This window comes from Pseudomonas sp. W15Feb34, assembly GCF_023127765.1.
In the GTDB taxonomy this organism is placed as follows: domain Bacteria; phylum Pseudomonadota; class Gammaproteobacteria; order Pseudomonadales; family Pseudomonadaceae; genus Aquipseudomonas; species Aquipseudomonas synxantha_A.
On record NZ_SPKN01000003.1, the window covers coordinates 23,102 to 37,614 of the forward strand.

Genomic DNA, 14,513 nt, shown 5'->3' on the forward strand with positions numbered 1-14,513 from the left:
GCTTAACCGAAGAACCAGTAGCACACCGCAATAGCCGCCACGACACCGGCAAACTCCGCCAGCAACGCACAGCCCACCGCATGTCGTGCGCGCTGGATGCCCACCGAACCAAAGTACACCGCCAACACATAGAAGGTGGTCTCAGTACTGCCCTGTATTGTCGCCGCCACCAAGGCCGGGAAGCTGTCCACACCCTGGGTCTGCATGGTCTCGATCAGCATCGCCCGTGCCGCACTGCCGGAGAAAGGCTTGACCATCGCAGTCGGTAGCGCATCGACAAACCGTGTATCCATGCCCGTCCAGGCCACCACATGGCGAATCCCTTCCAGACCGAAGTCCAACGCGCCCGAGGCCCGCAACACGCCCACCGCACACAGCATCGCTACAAGGTAGGGCAACAGGTTCTTGGCCACGTCGAAGCCTTCCTTGGCCCCTTCGACGAAGGCCTCGTACACCTTGACCTTGCGCAACGCGCCGATCACCAGAAACAGCATGATCAGGCCAAACAACGTGAGGTTGCCCAGGATCGAGGATAAACCGGCCAGCGCCGTGGCCGAGAGTGTCGCCAGCAGCGCCATGAAGCCGCCCAGCACCAACGCGCCAGGAATCAGATAAGCCAGCACCACCGGGTCCCACAACCGCAGGCGTTGCATCACCGCCACCGACAGCAGGCCCACCAGGGTCGATGCGCTGGTGGCCAGCAGGATCGGCAGGAACACCAGCGTCGGATCGGCGGCGCCTTGCTGGGCGCGGTACATGAAGATGGTCACCGGCAACAGGGTCAGCGAGGACGCATTGAGCACCAGGAACAGGATCTGCGCGTTGCTCGCCGTGTTGGGGATGGGGTTGAGTTCCTGCAAGGCCTTCATGGCTTTCAGGCCGATGGGCGTGGCGGCGTTGTCCAGGCCCAAACCGTTGGCGGCGAAGTTGAGGGTGATCAGGCCGATGGCAGGGTGACCGGCAGGCACTTCCGGCATCAGCCTTCGAAACAACGGGCCGAGCGCCTTGGCCAGCCAATCGACGATCCCGGCTTTTTCAGCGATGCGCAAAAAGCCCAGCCACAAGGTCAGGGTGCCGAACAGCAGCACCATGACTTCCACCGACAATTTGGCCATGGCGAAAATGCTTTCGACCATCGCCGCAAAAATCCCGGCGTTACCGCCCACCAGCCATTGCGCCAGTGCTGACACCATTGCCACGACAAAGAAGCCAAGCCACAGGCCATTTAGCATCAGTTGAATCCCCCGAAAGATGGGGCGAATGATAGCGGGGCTGACAGAAACGACAAACCCCGGAATTATCCGGGGTTCGTGTCAGCGCAATCGTGCTATCAGCCGCGAGTAGTCTCGCCGGCTGGCAACGCTTCCTTGCTGCGCCAGTGCGGCAGGGAGTTCCAGTAGCGCTCGCCCTTGGCGTCATCGTACATGCCTTCCCAACGGGAGATGACCAATACGGCCAAGGCATTGCCGATCACGTTCAGTGCGGTACGCGCCATGTCCATCACACGGTCGACACCGGCGATAAACGCCAAGCCTTCCAGCGGGATGCCCACGCTGCCCAGGGTAGCCAGCAACACTACAAAGGACACACCCGGCACGCCGGCGATACCTTTGGAGGTAACCATCAGGGTCAGAACCAGCATCAGTTGCTGGCCGATCGACAGGTCAATGCCATACAGCTGGGCAATAAAGATTGCCGCGATGCTCTGGTACAGGGTCGAACCGTCGAGGTTGAACGAATAACCGGTCGGCACCACGAAGCTGCAGATCGCCTTCGGCGCGCCGTAGGCTTCCATCTTCTCGATCACCCGGGGCAGCACAGTTTCGGAACTGGCGGTGGAGTAAGCCAGTACCAGCTCATCCTTGAAGATGCGCATCACTTTCAGGATCGAGAAGCCAAACAGACGGGCGATCAGGCCCAGTACCGCGAAGGCGAAGAACAGAATGGCGACGTAAACCAGGATCACCAGCTTGGCCAGCGGCAGCAGGGAGGCAAAGCCGAAGTTGGCGACGGTCACCGCGATCAGGGCAAACACGCCGATAGGGGCGTACTTCATGATCATGTGAGTGACTTTGAACATGCTCTCGGACACGCCCTGGAACATCGTCACCAGCGGCTCGCGCAGCTCAGGCTTGAGGCTCGACAAGCCCAGGCCGAACAGCACCGAGAAGAAGATGATCGGCAGCATTTCACCACGGGCAACCGCCGCGAAGATGTTCGATGGGATCAGGTTGAGGATAGTTTCGATGAACGCATGTTCATGCTGCACCTCGGCGGCGGTGGCCTGGTACTTGGAGATGTCGACGGTACCCAGGGTACTCATGTCGATGCCGGCGCCCGGGTGGAACAGGTTGGCCAGCAGCAGGCCAACCACGATGGCGATGGTAGTGACCACTTCGAAGTAAAGGATGGTTTTGACGCCGATGCGACCGAGCTTTTTCGCGTCGCCCACACCGGCAATGCCGACGATCAGCGAGGAAATCACAATCGGGATCACGATCATCTTGATCAGGCGGATAAAGATATCGCCTGCCGGCTGCAATACATTGCTGATCCACCAGGCCTTTTCAGCACTGAAATGGTTGAGCACTGCACCGATTGCGATCCCCAGTACCAAACCGATGAGGATCTGCCAGGCGAGGCTTAGCTTTGCCTTCTTCATGTCATTACCCTTACTTCAAGTGGACTTATGGCAAATGCGCCAGCTGCAACGCTCGAAAGCGAAAAAGTGTGTGCATCAGCCTCCATGGAAGGTCACCGCAGCGTGGCCGAAATGGCTTACTGGTAGGCGAAAAAAGGCGCAACTATTCCCATGCAAGGGAGCGACGTCTAATGCCGTAAACGCCTACCCTATGCCGAATCGGCATGGCTTTTTTTGAAAATAATTGTCCAAACGGTCAGTTCGAATACGCCATTCAGGCGGGTGAATATGCCGTGAGGCGGCCAAATCAGGCTCGCTCAGTGATACTGAACGACTTGCAACGTTTGGCAGAAATGCGTGAGAAATCCATCACCTAGCACCGGAAATGTCCTATGGCGCGTCTGAAAATTTCTCGATAGATGGTCGCGTCGACATACCCGGTAATGGTTGGCGAGAGGCAAAAAGCAAAATTGCGACTATGAGAGGCATAAAGCGAGAGCCATGAAGCGAGAGCCAAGCGCGGGCATGAGAGTCATAAGCCCGCCGCAAGTTCAGCAAGCTTGAGGACTTGTGAACTTGCGTCGCAGCTTTTCGCCTAACCCGGCCCTTTCGCAGGCACTCCCTGTGCCCGTAGGTCACGCCGATCTTGATCGATCAGAGCAACCCGGCCCCCTGGTCATGCACCACCCTTGGCGAGTGATGCAAACAGAAAGAAGCGCAGGGGCTTCTTTCTATGGACGCTGGCTCCGTCTCAGACGGAACCTAGTACCAATTCGGATCTTTCTTCAGTTGTTCCATCAACAGCTTTTGCATGCCTTCATCCGGCTTACCGAGGAAACGGTAATCGGCATGCCGTGTCGGGGACTTGTCGGCCGGCAAACCGGCTGGGACTTCCACCAACATCGCGTAGGCATCTTCCTTATCGAAACTGAAGGCCACGATCAAACGCTTGCTCCGGCAGGTATCCGCGGTTTCACACAGCGGCCCGACCAAGTACTTGTCGCCATCTTCCTCGACAGCGTTCATTTGCTCAGCGGTGCCGGACAGGTTCATCACCCATTCCGGCAGACGCTCTTCTTTCTTCACCACGCCTTGCCAGGTTTCACGGTATTGCGGATCCGAATTGAGCAATTCGTTCGCCCGGGATTGCCCGTCATTGGCGGCCATCGCCAGGCCGCTGCCGCCCAGTAGCAGGGCGGCAGCCAAGGCTTTAAACGGCAGAGTGGTCATATTCAACCTCGGCCTTTACGACCAAAGAAGAACGAAGCAATGAACATCACCAGGAAGACGACAAACAGGATCTTGGCGATGCCGGTGGCGGTGCCAGCGATACCACCGAAGCCCAGGACTGCAGCGACAATGGCGATGATCAGAAATGTGATTGCCCAACTCAACATGGTGATTCTCCTTATGCTTCTATAGGGGTAACAGCGGTAGTGCCGTGCAGTCGCTCAACACAAGCGACTTGTTCTTGCCTAGAACACCCAGCGCTCTTGAGCAGGCAGTTCATCCAGGGTGGAATCCTGATCGACCAAGCTCAATTGCGGGGCAGTTACATTAGCGCTGGCGCTGCCAATGGAACGGAAATGGTTCTGGGTCATCACCGGACGCTCAAATTGCGGGGCTGGCTGCTCACTCTGCTGCCAGTGCTGCATCTGCTGGCCGGCAATCAACGTGACCATCAAGGCCAGGCTGGCAAACAGGCCCTGCTGCATACGCAGCGGCGATACACGCAATTGGCTGAGGCTTTGGCGAGTCATGCTGCTGTTCTCCCGCATTCTGATTATTCGTTCATGACACTCTTGGGAGGGATATTGCAGACTGCGTGCCAGCTTTATTGCAAAATAAAACACAATAAAATCAATAAGTTATGTGACATGAAAGGATGTTGCACCCAGCATCCTGCACGATGCCTCTTTAGATGCCGTGCGAAATGCACGATGGCCAGTGGTCGGGTCAGGGGATCGAAAGCGCACGCTCAGTTGCCGAAGTCGCGATAACGCACAAAAAGGCTATCAGCCGGCGCTTTGTAGGAAGGCGTGTAGATACCTACACGAAGATGCCTTTTATGAATCAGAATAAACCATGCAACTTGCCCGATTATTCCGGGACTAAACACCATCTTATTTAATAGTTAAGGAGCGCGGGACAGATGGATTCAGCCAAGGAGCTTCAAGGCCGCATTCTTTTAGTGGATGACGAATCCGCAATCCTCCGCACGTTCCGTTATTGCCTGGAAGACGAGGGCTACACCGTTGCCACCGCCAACAGCGCCGCCCAGGCCGATGCCCTGATGCAGCGCCAGGTGTTTGACCTGTGCTTTCTGGACTTGCGCCTGGGCGAGGACAACGGCCTGGATGTACTCGCGCAGATGCGTATCCAGGCTCCGTGGATGCGTGTGGTGATCGTCACGGCCCACTCCGCCGTGGATACCGCCGTGGACGCAATCCAGGCCGGTGCCGCCGACTACCTGGTCAAACCTTGCAGTCCGGACCAATTGCGCCTGGCCACCGCCAAGCAACTGGAAGTACGCCAGCTCTCTGCGCGACTGGAGGCCCTGGAAGGCGCAGTGCGCCAGCCCAAGGATGGCCTCGACTCTCACAGCCCCTCGATGATGGTGGTACTGGAAACTGCGCGCCAGGTGGCCGGGACCGATGCAAACATCTTGATCCTTGGCGAGTCCGGCACCGGTAAAGGTGAGCTGGCCCGTGCCATTCACGGCTGGAGCAAACGCTCCAAGAAGTCTTGCGTGACCATCAACTGCCCGTCACTGACCGCCGAGCTGATGGAGAGCGAACTGTTCGGCCATAGTCGCGGCGCGTTCACCGGCGCCAGTGAAAGCACCTTGGGACGCGTTAACCAGGCTGACGGCGGCACGTTGTTTCTCGACGAGATCGGCGATTTTCCCCTCACGTTGCAACCAAAGCTGCTGCGCTTCATTCAGGATAAGGAATATGAGCGTGTGGGCGACCCAGTCACCCGCCGCGCCGACGTGCGCATCCTCGCCGCCACCAACCTGAACCTGGAAGACATGGTGCGCGACGGCCGCTTCCGGGAAGACTTGCTGTACCGCCTCAATGTCATCACCCTGCACCTGCCGCCGCTGCGCGAACGCAGTGAAGACATCCTTACCCTGGCTGACCGCTTCCTGGCACGCTTCGTCAAGGAATACGCCCGCCCCGCGCGCGGATTCAGTGATCAGGCCCGTGAAGCGCTGCTCAACTATCGCTGGCCCGGCAACATTCGCGAGCTGCGTAACGTAGTGGAACGCGCCAGCATCATCTGCCCCCAGGAGAAGGTAGAGATCAGCCATTTGGGGATGGCCGAGCAACCGACCAACAACGCGCCCCGTATCGGCGCGGCGTTGAGCCTGGACGAACTGGAAAAAGCCCACATCGGCGCCGTGCTCGCCACCAGTGACACGCTGGATCAAGCAGCCCGCACCCTCGGCATCGACGCGTCGACCCTGTACCGCAAACGCAAACAGTACAACCTGTGAGCAGGACCTTATGAAGCTCGCGATGAAACTGCGCACTCGGTTATTTCTGAGCATTTCAGCGCTGATCACCGTGGCCTTGCTGGGATTGATCCTGGGCCTGGTCAGCGTCATGCAAATGGCCAAGACCCAGGAATCGCTGATTCGCAGTAACTTCATCACGCTGGACCTGGGGCTCAAGTTGCGTCAGAGCCTGGGCGACCAGCTGATCATGATGCTGGAGAAACGACCCGACCCTGAGGCCCTGAGGGCCTCCAAGCAGCATTATTTCGACCTGCTGGACCAAGGCGTCGCCCATGAGCAGTCGATCGGTAAAAGCCATGGCTTTGGCCAGGCCCGCTCCGACTACCAGAACCTGCTCGAAGCGTTCGACCAATCCCAACAGGAAACACCGCCGCCGGGCAGCAAGGAAAAAATCACTGAAACCTTCAACATACTGCGCAACGGACTGATTGCCGATCACAAGCAGGCTCTGGAGAACATCAGCGCCAGCGAGCACAAGTCCCGTGAGCGCGCGTTATTGATTGCAGGGTTGCTCGGGTTGGTGGGCCTCGCAGTGTTGATCATTGGCTTTGTCACGGCCCATGGCATCGCGCGGCGTTTTGGCGGACCGATCGAGGCACTGGCCAAAGCCGCCGACAAGATCGGACAGGGCGATTTTGAAGTGACGCTGCCTATCTCCTCCGCAGCGGAAATGAATCAGTTGACCCGCCGTTTCGGCATCATGGCCGAAGCATTGCGCCAGCATCAGGCCACCAATGTCGATGAACTGCTGGCCGGCCAACAGCGCCTGCAAGCCGTGCTCGACAGTATTGATGACGGCCTGCTGATGATTGATCGGCAGGGCTGCCTGGAGCACCTCAACCCGGTTGCACAGCGCCAACTGGGCTGGGACGAAGAGCGCCTCGGTCAGGGCCTGGGCGAAGCCCTGGGTCGTGCAGAGATGGATGAACAACTGCAACTGGTGCTGCGCGGCGGCAACCTGGAGCGGGCGCCGGATGATCTGGAAGTGGAAGTCGAGGGCGAACTGCGCCTGCTGACCTACAGCCTGACCCCTGTGAGCCATACACAGGGCCATATTCTGGGGGCTGTGATGGTGCTGCATGACGTCACCGAACAGCGCGCCTTCGAACGAGTGCGTAGCGAGTTCGTGTTGCGCGCCTCTCATGAGCTGCGCACGCCGGTGACAGGCATGCACATGGCCTTCGGCCTGTTTCGCGAGCGAGCCAAGTTCCCGGCCGACTCCCGTGAAGCGGACCTGCTGGATACGGTCAACGAAGAAATGCAGCGCCTGATGCAGTTGATCAACGACTTGCTCAACTTCTCGCGCTACCAGAACGGCCTGCAAAAACTCACCCTGGGGGCCTGCGATGTGACCGACCTGCTGGAACACGCACGGGCGCGATTTACCGAACCCGCCAATGCGCAGCACATTGAGTTGCTGGTGGAAGCCCAGCCGGAGTTGCCGCGACTGTATGCCGACCAGGTGCAACTGGAGCGCGTGCTCGACAATTTGCTCGGCAACGCGTTGCGCCACACCGCCGAAGGCGGGCAGATTCGCCTGCAGGCACGGCGTCATGGCGAACGGGTGATTATCAGCGTTGAAGACAACGGCGAAGGTATCGCCTATGGCCAGCAAGGGCGAATCTTCGAACCCTTTGTGCAGGTGGGTCGCAAGAAAGGCGGCGCGGGCCTGGGGCTGGCCCTGTGCAAGGAGATCGTGCAGTTGCACGGCGGCCGCATGGGCGTGTATTCACGACCGGGGCAGGGTACGCAGTTCTATATGGCATTACCGTTGTAGGAGCGAGCTTGCTCGCTCCAACATCTACACAATCAGCGCTGGTTCAAGGCCCGCAGGATCGCAGCACTTTCAGCATCCGGAGTGCCATCAAACAATGAAGGGCGGAAGCGCATCTGGAAGGCGGCGATCACGTGCCGCGTGGCCACATCCAGCTCCCCGGTCTGCGGCGTCTGATAGCCCAGGCGAGCGAGTTCTTCCTGGAACCAGGTGACGCTCGGCAGCTGAGCGCCGTACTGCACCTGGAATCGTGCCACGGCCTGTGCATCCGGCCAGACGGCCAGACCTTCTGCGGCCAGACGCTTCCAGGGGAACAGCGGCCCCGGGTCCAGCTTGCGCAGTGGGGCAATGTCGCTATGCCCGATGATGTTCTTGGGGTCGATACCGTTACGCTTGCTGATGTCCTTGAGCAGCACGATCAGCGACTGCACCTGCGCTTCGGAATACGGGTACCACACACGCCCTGTCGGCGTATCACGGAACCCAGGGTTGACGATCTCGATGCCGATGGAGCTGGAATTGAGCCAGGTGCGCCCCATCCACTCGCTTTCCCCCGCGTGCCAGGCACGCTGGCTTTCATCCACCAGCTTGTAGATGGTGCCTGAGGCGTCGTCGCCGATCAGGTAATGGCTGCTCACCTGGCCATGGGTCAGCAATGCCAGCGAGCGCTCAAGGTTGGTAGAGGTGTAATGCACGACAACAAACTGCACGCGGTTGTCGTGGTTCACCGAAGGGTGGCTGGTATTCAGCCGCGGGCCGCTGGCGCAACCGGCGAGCAGGAGAAACACAAAAGCAATAGACAAGGATTTCATGGCAGGAGCAGTACACTGAGAGACGATAATGCAACAGTGTAACGTAACGTAATTAGCCCGGCGGTCAAATTACAAAATGGAACATCTTTTATGCCACCTGCACTTGATTGCGTCCCGCTGCCTTGGCCCTGTAAAGCGCTTCATCGGCTCGCTTGAGGGCCAAGTCGCTGCGCTCGCCAGGTTGAAACTGCGCTACGCCCATGGACACCGTGATCGTCACCGGCTCGCCCTTGAAGTGGAACGGGCATGCCTCGATGGCCGCGCGCAATACTTGAGCGACAGCCAAGGCATCCGCCAAGGCTGAGTCGGGCATCAGCAGCACAAACTCCTCACCGCCGAAACGCGCGATGAAGTCGGTGGGCCGCAGGCGCTTGCTCAGCACGTTGGCGATGATCTTGAGCACCTTGTCACCCGCCAGATGACCGTAGCCATCATTGATGCGCTTGAAATGATCCAGGTCGAGCATCGCCAGCGACAGGCTGTTGCCGCGTTGATGCCAGGCGTTGACCTCGTGATCAAGGCGTTCGCTCCACGCTGCCCGGTTGGGCAGGCCGGTTAGCGGATCGAGCAAGGCCTTCTGGCGCTGTACTTCCAGGTGCTCACGGTAGCCCTGGGCTTCCTGCTCCATGTTGGCCACCCGCTCAGCCAGGGTTTTGAGGCGCGCCGCCACTTCCTGCTCACGTTGGTCACGCTGCTGCTGATGCTCGTCCATGGTCCCGAGCAAGCCTTCGAGATGGCTTTCGAGTACCTGCTTGAGGCTGCTCAGATCGGCGGCTTCCTGCACGCTGCTTTGCAACCCGTCGACCTGTTCACGAATCTGCGTATCCAGCTCCCGCGCGGCCAGGCTGCTATCGGCGTGGCCCTCGCTGGCAACCTGCAGGTGGCCCTGAAATGCCTCAAGGCGCTCGTTGAGTTGCTTGAGATAAGCCTCGAACTCATGCTGGCCACTGTCGGTGATCGCCAGCATCAGCACCGCCAGGTCATCCAGGATCGGGATCAGCTCGTACCAATTCAAGCCGTGGGCAAGCCGCTCGCGCATGGCTTCGGCCTGGGGCCGGTGACGTTCAGGCAGGGACAGATCTTCCAACAGGCCCAGTAACGTATCTTCAATGTGCTTGGCCACCGAGCTGTAGGACGGCTCAGGCGAGTCGGGCAGGGCGTATATCCCATCGGACTGCAGTTCGTCGGGCTCGGGAATTTCCAGCACCGGCGGGAGAGACAGGCTACCTATGCTGGTTTGATCCGGCGCGTCGACTTCAACCTGCGGCGCTTCAATAAAGGCGGCGAGCGCGCTTTCAGGGGCCGGCTCTTCTATCGGCGGCTCAGGGGCCTGCACAGGTGAAGCAATCGGGGCTGCAGAAGGCGGTGCCTCGAATGCGAAGGTGTCGCGAGCCGCTTCCACCGGGGCCGGCGCTACCAGCTCCGATGCGGGAGCGAGCGGCGTTTGTGGTTGCGGTGCAAAGGCACGCAAGGCCTGGGTCAACTCTTCGGACTGTACGGGCTCCTGCGGCTCGGGCGAAGGTGGCGGCGCAGCGGGCTTTGACGGCGCCACCTGCGCGGTGGGGAGTGGCGCAGCGTCAACCTGCGGCGCTTCACTCGATGCCTCCTTACTGCCAAACAGGCGCTGCAGCAGCCCAGGACCCGCGCGTGAGGCTTCGCTTTCAGGCTCCAGATTATTCAGCGCCTGCCCTTGCAGGCTGCTTAGCTCACTGAGCAACAGCGGTATCTCCCGCGCCTGGCCGACGCGGCTATCGAGCTGTTTGGCAAAGGCCTTCAGCGGGCGGGCCACCTCGCGGGGCAACGCAAGCTTTTGCAGCTGGGCAACCAGGGCCGTGAGTGCGGTGCTGATCTGGTCAACCCGGGTTTCGCGGCGCTGCTCGGAATCCAGCACAGCCTTTTCCAGGCGCGGCAACAGCGCTGCGAGGGCTGCGTCCATGTCGTCCGTGCGCACTACATCACGCATTTCTTTCATGCATTGATCAACAGCGCGGTCGGTCCCTTCAGCCGCCAGCGTGCTGCGCACCAGGCCGCGGCGCAGCAGGTCGAGGCGGGCGGCCCAGCGGCGTTCGAGCTTGTCTTGTTGCTCGATGCTCTTGAGGTATTTCTCTTTCCAGCGCTGGGCGTCGTCGCTCATGCAAGAGGTCCGCGAGGACCTGGGCTCAACGCGGGTAATGCATCAGCGGTAAGCGAACCCGGCAGACGAATCTCTACCGCGACGGGCAGGTGATCGGAAATGGGCTGCGCCAGCACTCGCACACTTTCCAGTGTAAGGCTCGGGCTGAGCAGGATGTGGTCAAGGCAGCGCTGCGGGCGCCAGCTGGGAAATGTGGCTTCGACTTGCGGGGCCAACAGGCCCAGGTCGCGCAGCGGGGAATTCTGCAACAGGTCGTTGGCATGGGTGTTCATGTCCCCCATCAACACCTGGTGCTTGTAGTTACCAATCAGGTCACGCACATAGGCAAGCTGCAGGTTACGGGTACGTCCGCCGAGTGCCAGGTGCATCATCACCACCACCAAGGCTTCAGGACCTTCACCGAAACGCACGAGGATCGCACCGCGGCCTTTCGGACCCGGCAGCGGGTGATCCTCGATGGCGGTCGGCTTCAAGCGGCTGAGCACACCATTACTGTGCTGTGCCAGGCGCCCCAGGTTGCGGTTGAGCTGCTGATACCAGTACGGAAACGCGCCGAGCTGGGCAAGATGCTCCACCTGGTTGATGTAGCCCGAGCGCAGGCTACCGCCGTCAGCCTCCTGCAAGGCGACCAGGTCGAAGTCGCTGAGCAGGTCGCCGATCTTCTGCAGGTTACCGGTACGCCCCTTGTGCGGTAGAACGTGCTGCCAGCCACGGGTGAGGTAGTGCCGGTATTTCTCGGTACTGTTGCCCACCTGAATGTTGAAGCTGAGCAGGCGCAAGCGGCTGTCTGCCGGCAGGCCCGTGGCTTGCAGGTGGTGTTCGTTGACCTGCGGCTCGTGCAGGCCAACGACGCGTTCGGTACCCCAACGGCGCATGGCGGGCCCCTTACTTGGCTGCGCGTTCTTTAGCGATCAGTTGGTCGGCAACATTGAGGACCGCTTCAGGACCACCGGCAGTGCCCAGGTCGAAACGATACTTGCCGTTGACGATCAGGGTTGGAACGCCTTGCACACCGTACTTCTGCGCGAGCTCCTTGGCCTGCTTGATCTGGCCCTGGATGGCGAAGGAATTGAAAGTGGCCATGAACTTGTCCTTGTCCACGCCCTGGGTGGCGACGAAGTCAGCCATTTCGTCCGGCTTGGTCAGGCGCTTGCCCTGTTTCTGGATCGCTTCGAAGACGGCGTTGTGAACTTTGTGTTCCACGCCCATGGCTTCGAGCGTCAGGAACAGTTGGCCGTGGGCATCCCATGGGCCACCAAACATGGCGGGAAGGCGACGGAAGTTAACGTCCTTGGGCAGCTTTTCAACCCATGGGTTGATGGTCGGCTCAAAAGCGTAGCAATGCGGGCAGCCATACCAGAACAGCTCCACCACTTCGATTTTGCCGGGTACCGACACCGGTACAGGGTTAGCCAATTCAACGTAGGTTTTACCGGCTTCAAGCGGCACATCGGCTGCTTGCGCGGTCATGCCGAAGAGGCTGGCAGTGACGAGAGCGGCGCTGAGGATCAGATTACGCATGCTTTACTCCTGGACAAATAAAGTCGCCTCACGCGACCTTTGTTGTGACAGGTCTACGCGGGCATGAGTTCGTTAGTGTAACGGCAGCGGCCACAAAAAAGGGCGGCCTGAGCCACCCTTTTATGCTTGCATCGCGGGATTAATCGAGTGTTAACGTTGCGTGCAACTTAATGCAGGCCCTGGATGTAACTGGAGACGGCTGCAATGTCTTCGTCACTCAGCTTGCGAGCGATGGTGCGCATGATTGCGGCGTCGCCATCATTCGCTCGTCCGGCCTCTTCCTTACGGAAATCGGTCAGCTGTTTGGCGATATAGGTAGCATGCTGGCCACTCAGGTGCGGGAAGCCAGCGGCGGCGATGCCAGCGCCATTTGGCGAGTGGCAACCGGTGCAGGCAGGCAAGCCTTTTTCCAGGTCACCGCCACGGAACAGCTTTTCTCCGCGAGCGACCAACTTAGGATCAGCAGCTCCCACACTGCCTTTCTGGCTGGCAAAATACGCCGCGAGGTCCGCCAGGTCCTGATCGTTGAGATTGGTCAGCATGCCGGTCATTTCCAGCACTGTGCGCTTGCCGTCCTTGATGTCGTGCATCTGCTTGCTCAGGTAACGTTCACCCTGGCCGGCCAGTTTGGGGAAGTTCGGCGCCGGGCTGTTGCCATCCGGCCCGTGGCAGGCACCACATACGGCGGCTTTCGCTTGACCGGCAGTGGCATCACCTTTGACGGGGCCCTCTGCAGCGACGGCAGCGCCTGTGATGCCCAAGGTCAACAGCAGACTCACGATCAGTTTGTTCATCAGCTAATCCAACTACGGCTAAGGGTTTAAGAGTTATCTACCGGGTTTACTCACCACCAACTCAATGACGGCCTGGTAATCCTCAGTACTGCAGTCCATGCACAAACCACGCGGCGGCATTGCCTTGAAACCCTGGGTCACGCGCTGCATCAGCATGACCACGCAAACTCGGTTGTACAGCGCTTGTGGATCCTGTGTAGCCTGAGCGCCGTAAAGCGGGTTCAGGACACCAAAAGCGGCAACCATTGAGGCCATACATCGACCTTTTCAGGGTTTGAGAGCGTTTTGCGTTCTAATGCGCAATAAAGGTCTTTCGCTCCCGTGAACTTCATCCTTCGCTGGGACAAAGCACACACAAAATCTGCGGCATTATATACTGGCGCTACTGAAACGGAAACGACACCGCTTGCCGCACCCTTTTTCGGCACCGCCCACATCGGAAATCTCATGCAACTCAAGAATCCCATCCTCGGCCTGTGCCAACAGTCCACGTTCATGCTCAGCGCCGCCAAAGTGGACCAATGCCCCGATGACGAGGGCTTTGAAGTCGCCTTTGCCGGCCGCTCCAACGCTGGCAAATCCAGCGCACTGAACACCCTGACCCACGCCAGCCTGGCGCGCACCTCGAAAACCCCGGGTCGCACGCAACTGCTCAATTTCTTCAAGCTAGACGATGATCGGCGTCTGGTCGACCTGCCGGGCTACGGTTATGCAAAAGTACCTATCCCGCTGAAGCTGCACTGGCAGCGTCACCTTGAGGCTTACCTGGGTGGCCGGGAGAGTTTGAAGGGTCTGATTCTGATGATGGACATCCGCCATCCGATGACTGACTTCGACCTGCTGATGCTCGACTGGGCCGTCGCCAGCGGCATGCCGATGCACATCCTGCTGACCAAGGCCGACAAGCTCACCTACGGCGCAGCCAAGAACACGCTGCTCAAAGTGCAGTCCGACATCCGTAAAGGCTGGGGCGATACGATCACTATCCAGCTGTTCTCGGCGCCGAAGCGCATGGGCCTGGAAGAGGCTTACACGGTGCTGGCCGGCTGGATGGAATTGGCGGACAAAGGCGCAGAAGCTACCGAGTAACTTTTCTGCGGGCAAAAAAAAACCCCGGACTTCGTATGGGGAGGGAAGTTCGGGGTCCAAGTTCCGGACCGCTAGGGCGGGGTCCAGATATCTGCCAACACTTAACACAACATAGGAGCATTGAAGGGCTTCACCACCCATTCAGTAACTCTGAGTGGCAGTTCACAGGTTAAGTTCCGGCAGCTCCAAAAAACTATTGGAAATAACTGACGGCGATTTGCGCTCTAA

At 59.4% G+C, this 14,513-nt stretch carries 14 protein-coding genes; 3 read left to right on the forward strand and 11 right to left on the reverse strand.

From position 1 onward, the window contains the following. Positions 1-2: 2 nt before the first annotated feature. From E4O97_RS00835 to E4O97_RS00855, 5 genes are all read right to left on the reverse strand, one after another. The gene (locus E4O97_RS00835) at positions 3-1,232 is read right to left on the reverse strand and encodes a spore maturation protein (RefSeq protein WP_005783476.1); all 1,230 of its coding nucleotides are present in this window, start codon (positions 1,230-1,232) and stop codon (positions 3-5) included. Positions 1,233-1,330: 98 nt separating this feature from the next. After that, positions 1,331-2,662 carry a glutamate/aspartate:proton symporter GltP gene (gene gltP / locus E4O97_RS00840; RefSeq protein WP_005783475.1) on the reverse strand — a complete coding sequence of 444 codons (1,332 nt, stop codon included), beginning with the start codon at positions 2,660-2,662 and terminating at the stop codon, positions 1,331-1,333. A 741-nt stretch (positions 2,663-3,403) separates the two neighbouring features. Next, complete coding sequence (locus E4O97_RS00845; RefSeq protein WP_216090526.1) at positions 3,404-3,871, reverse strand: inhibitor of vertebrate lysozyme family protein; 468 nt, start codon at positions 3,869-3,871, stop codon at positions 3,404-3,406. A gap of 2 nt (positions 3,872-3,873) precedes the next feature. Beyond that, positions 3,874-4,038 carry a DUF1328 domain-containing protein gene (locus E4O97_RS00850; RefSeq protein WP_003187386.1) on the reverse strand — a complete coding sequence of 55 codons (165 nt, stop codon included), beginning with the start codon at positions 4,036-4,038 and terminating at the stop codon, positions 3,874-3,876. 78 nt (positions 4,039-4,116) lie between these two features. Continuing rightward, on the reverse strand, positions 4,117-4,401 hold the full coding sequence (locus E4O97_RS00855) for a hypothetical protein (RefSeq protein WP_032881167.1): 285 nt from the start codon (positions 4,399-4,401) through the stop codon (positions 4,117-4,119). Between the two features lie 392 nt (positions 4,402-4,793). Between E4O97_RS00855 and algB the strand changes: the two genes are divergently transcribed. Both algB and E4O97_RS00865 read left to right on the forward strand, forming a co-directional pair. After that, positions 4,794-6,140: a sigma-54-dependent response regulator transcription factor AlgB gene (algB, locus tag E4O97_RS00860; RefSeq protein WP_032878543.1), complete on the forward strand. Its 1,347-nt coding sequence runs from the start codon at positions 4,794-4,796 to the stop codon at positions 6,138-6,140. Between the two features lie 10 nt (positions 6,141-6,150). Further along, positions 6,151-7,938: an ATP-binding protein gene (locus E4O97_RS00865; protein WP_078822725.1), complete on the forward strand. Its 1,788-nt coding sequence runs from the start codon at positions 6,151-6,153 to the stop codon at positions 7,936-7,938. Between the two features lie 32 nt (positions 7,939-7,970). Here the strand turns inward: E4O97_RS00865 and E4O97_RS00870 are convergent, their stop codons facing one another. The 6 genes from E4O97_RS00870 to E4O97_RS00895 all read right to left on the reverse strand — a co-directional run bounded on the left by E4O97_RS00870 (position 7,971) and on the right by E4O97_RS00895 (position 13,451). Then, positions 7,971-8,747, reverse strand: coding sequence for an N-acetylmuramoyl-L-alanine amidase (locus E4O97_RS00870; protein WP_032878546.1), 777 nt, complete (start codon positions 8,745-8,747; stop codon positions 7,971-7,973). An 88-nt stretch (positions 8,748-8,835) separates the two neighbouring features. Then, complete coding sequence (locus tag E4O97_RS00875; protein ID WP_148854268.1) at positions 8,836-10,881, reverse strand: GGDEF domain-containing protein; 2,046 nt, start codon at positions 10,879-10,881, stop codon at positions 8,836-8,838. Continuing rightward, positions 10,878-11,756, reverse strand: coding sequence for an endonuclease/exonuclease/phosphatase family protein (locus E4O97_RS00880; protein ID WP_005783460.1), 879 nt, complete (start codon positions 11,754-11,756; stop codon positions 10,878-10,880). The genes E4O97_RS00875 and E4O97_RS00880 overlap by 4 nt, the downstream gene beginning before the upstream one ends. Positions 11,757-11,766: 10 nt before the next feature. Continuing rightward, positions 11,767-12,402 (reverse strand): thiol:disulfide interchange protein DsbA, encoded by a 636-nt coding sequence (dsbA, locus tag E4O97_RS00885; RefSeq protein ID WP_032878548.1) that lies wholly within the window; start codon positions 12,400-12,402, stop codon positions 11,767-11,769. A 167-nt stretch (positions 12,403-12,569) separates the two neighbouring features. After that, the gene (locus E4O97_RS00890) at positions 12,570-13,196 is read right to left on the reverse strand and encodes a cytochrome c4 (RefSeq protein ID WP_032878549.1); all 627 of its coding nucleotides are present in this window, start codon (positions 13,194-13,196) and stop codon (positions 12,570-12,572) included. A gap of 33 nt (positions 13,197-13,229) precedes the next feature. Further along, positions 13,230-13,451: a cytochrome gene (locus tag E4O97_RS00895; protein WP_148854269.1), complete on the reverse strand. Its 222-nt coding sequence runs from the start codon at positions 13,449-13,451 to the stop codon at positions 13,230-13,232. A 192-nt stretch (positions 13,452-13,643) separates the two neighbouring features. Here E4O97_RS00895 and yihA point away from each other — a divergent pair, with 192 nt between their 5' ends. Continuing rightward, on the forward strand, positions 13,644-14,285 hold the full coding sequence (gene yihA / locus E4O97_RS00900; protein ID WP_005783451.1) for a ribosome biogenesis GTP-binding protein YihA/YsxC: 642 nt from the start codon (positions 13,644-13,646) through the stop codon (positions 14,283-14,285). The last annotated feature ends 228 nt before the right edge of the window (positions 14,286-14,513 follow it).

Coding starts and splice junctions, on each gene's coding strand:
- E4O97_RS00895 (WP_148854269.1), bottom strand. CDS start 13,451: ATGGCCTCAATGGTTGCCGCTTTTGGTGTCCTGAACCCGCTTTACGGC.
- E4O97_RS00880 (WP_005783460.1), bottom strand. CDS start 11,756: ATGCGCCGTTGGGGTACCGAACGCGTCGTTGGCCTGCACGAGCCGCAG.
- E4O97_RS00845 (WP_216090526.1), bottom strand. CDS start 3,871: ATGACCACTCTGCCGTTTAAAGCCTTGGCTGCCGCCCTGCTACTGGGC.
- E4O97_RS00855 (WP_032881167.1), bottom strand. CDS start 4,401: ATGACTCGCCAAAGCCTCAGCCAATTGCGTGTATCGCCGCTGCGTATG.
- E4O97_RS00850 (WP_003187386.1), bottom strand. CDS start 4,038: ATGTTGAGTTGGGCAATCACATTTCTGATCATCGCCATTGTCGCTGCA.
- E4O97_RS00865 (WP_078822725.1), top strand. CDS start 6,151: ATGAAGCTCGCGATGAAACTGCGCACTCGGTTATTTCTGAGCATTTCA.
- yihA (WP_005783451.1), top strand. CDS start 13,644: ATGCAACTCAAGAATCCCATCCTCGGCCTGTGCCAACAGTCCACGTTC.
- E4O97_RS00835 (WP_005783476.1), bottom strand. CDS start 1,232: ATGCTAAATGGCCTGTGGCTTGGCTTCTTTGTCGTGGCAATGGTGTCA.
- E4O97_RS00890 (WP_032878549.1), bottom strand. CDS start 13,196: ATGAACAAACTGATCGTGAGTCTGCTGTTGACCTTGGGCATCACAGGC.
- gltP (WP_005783475.1), bottom strand. CDS start 2,662: ATGAAGAAGGCAAAGCTAAGCCTCGCCTGGCAGATCCTCATCGGTTTG.
- E4O97_RS00870 (WP_032878546.1), bottom strand. CDS start 8,747: ATGAAATCCTTGTCTATTGCTTTTGTGTTTCTCCTGCTCGCCGGTTGC.
- dsbA (WP_032878548.1), bottom strand. CDS start 12,402: ATGCGTAATCTGATCCTCAGCGCCGCTCTCGTCACTGCCAGCCTCTTC.
- E4O97_RS00875 (WP_148854268.1), bottom strand. CDS start 10,881: ATGAGCGACGACGCCCAGCGCTGGAAAGAGAAATACCTCAAGAGCATC.
- algB (WP_032878543.1), top strand. CDS start 4,794: ATGGATTCAGCCAAGGAGCTTCAAGGCCGCATTCTTTTAGTGGATGAC.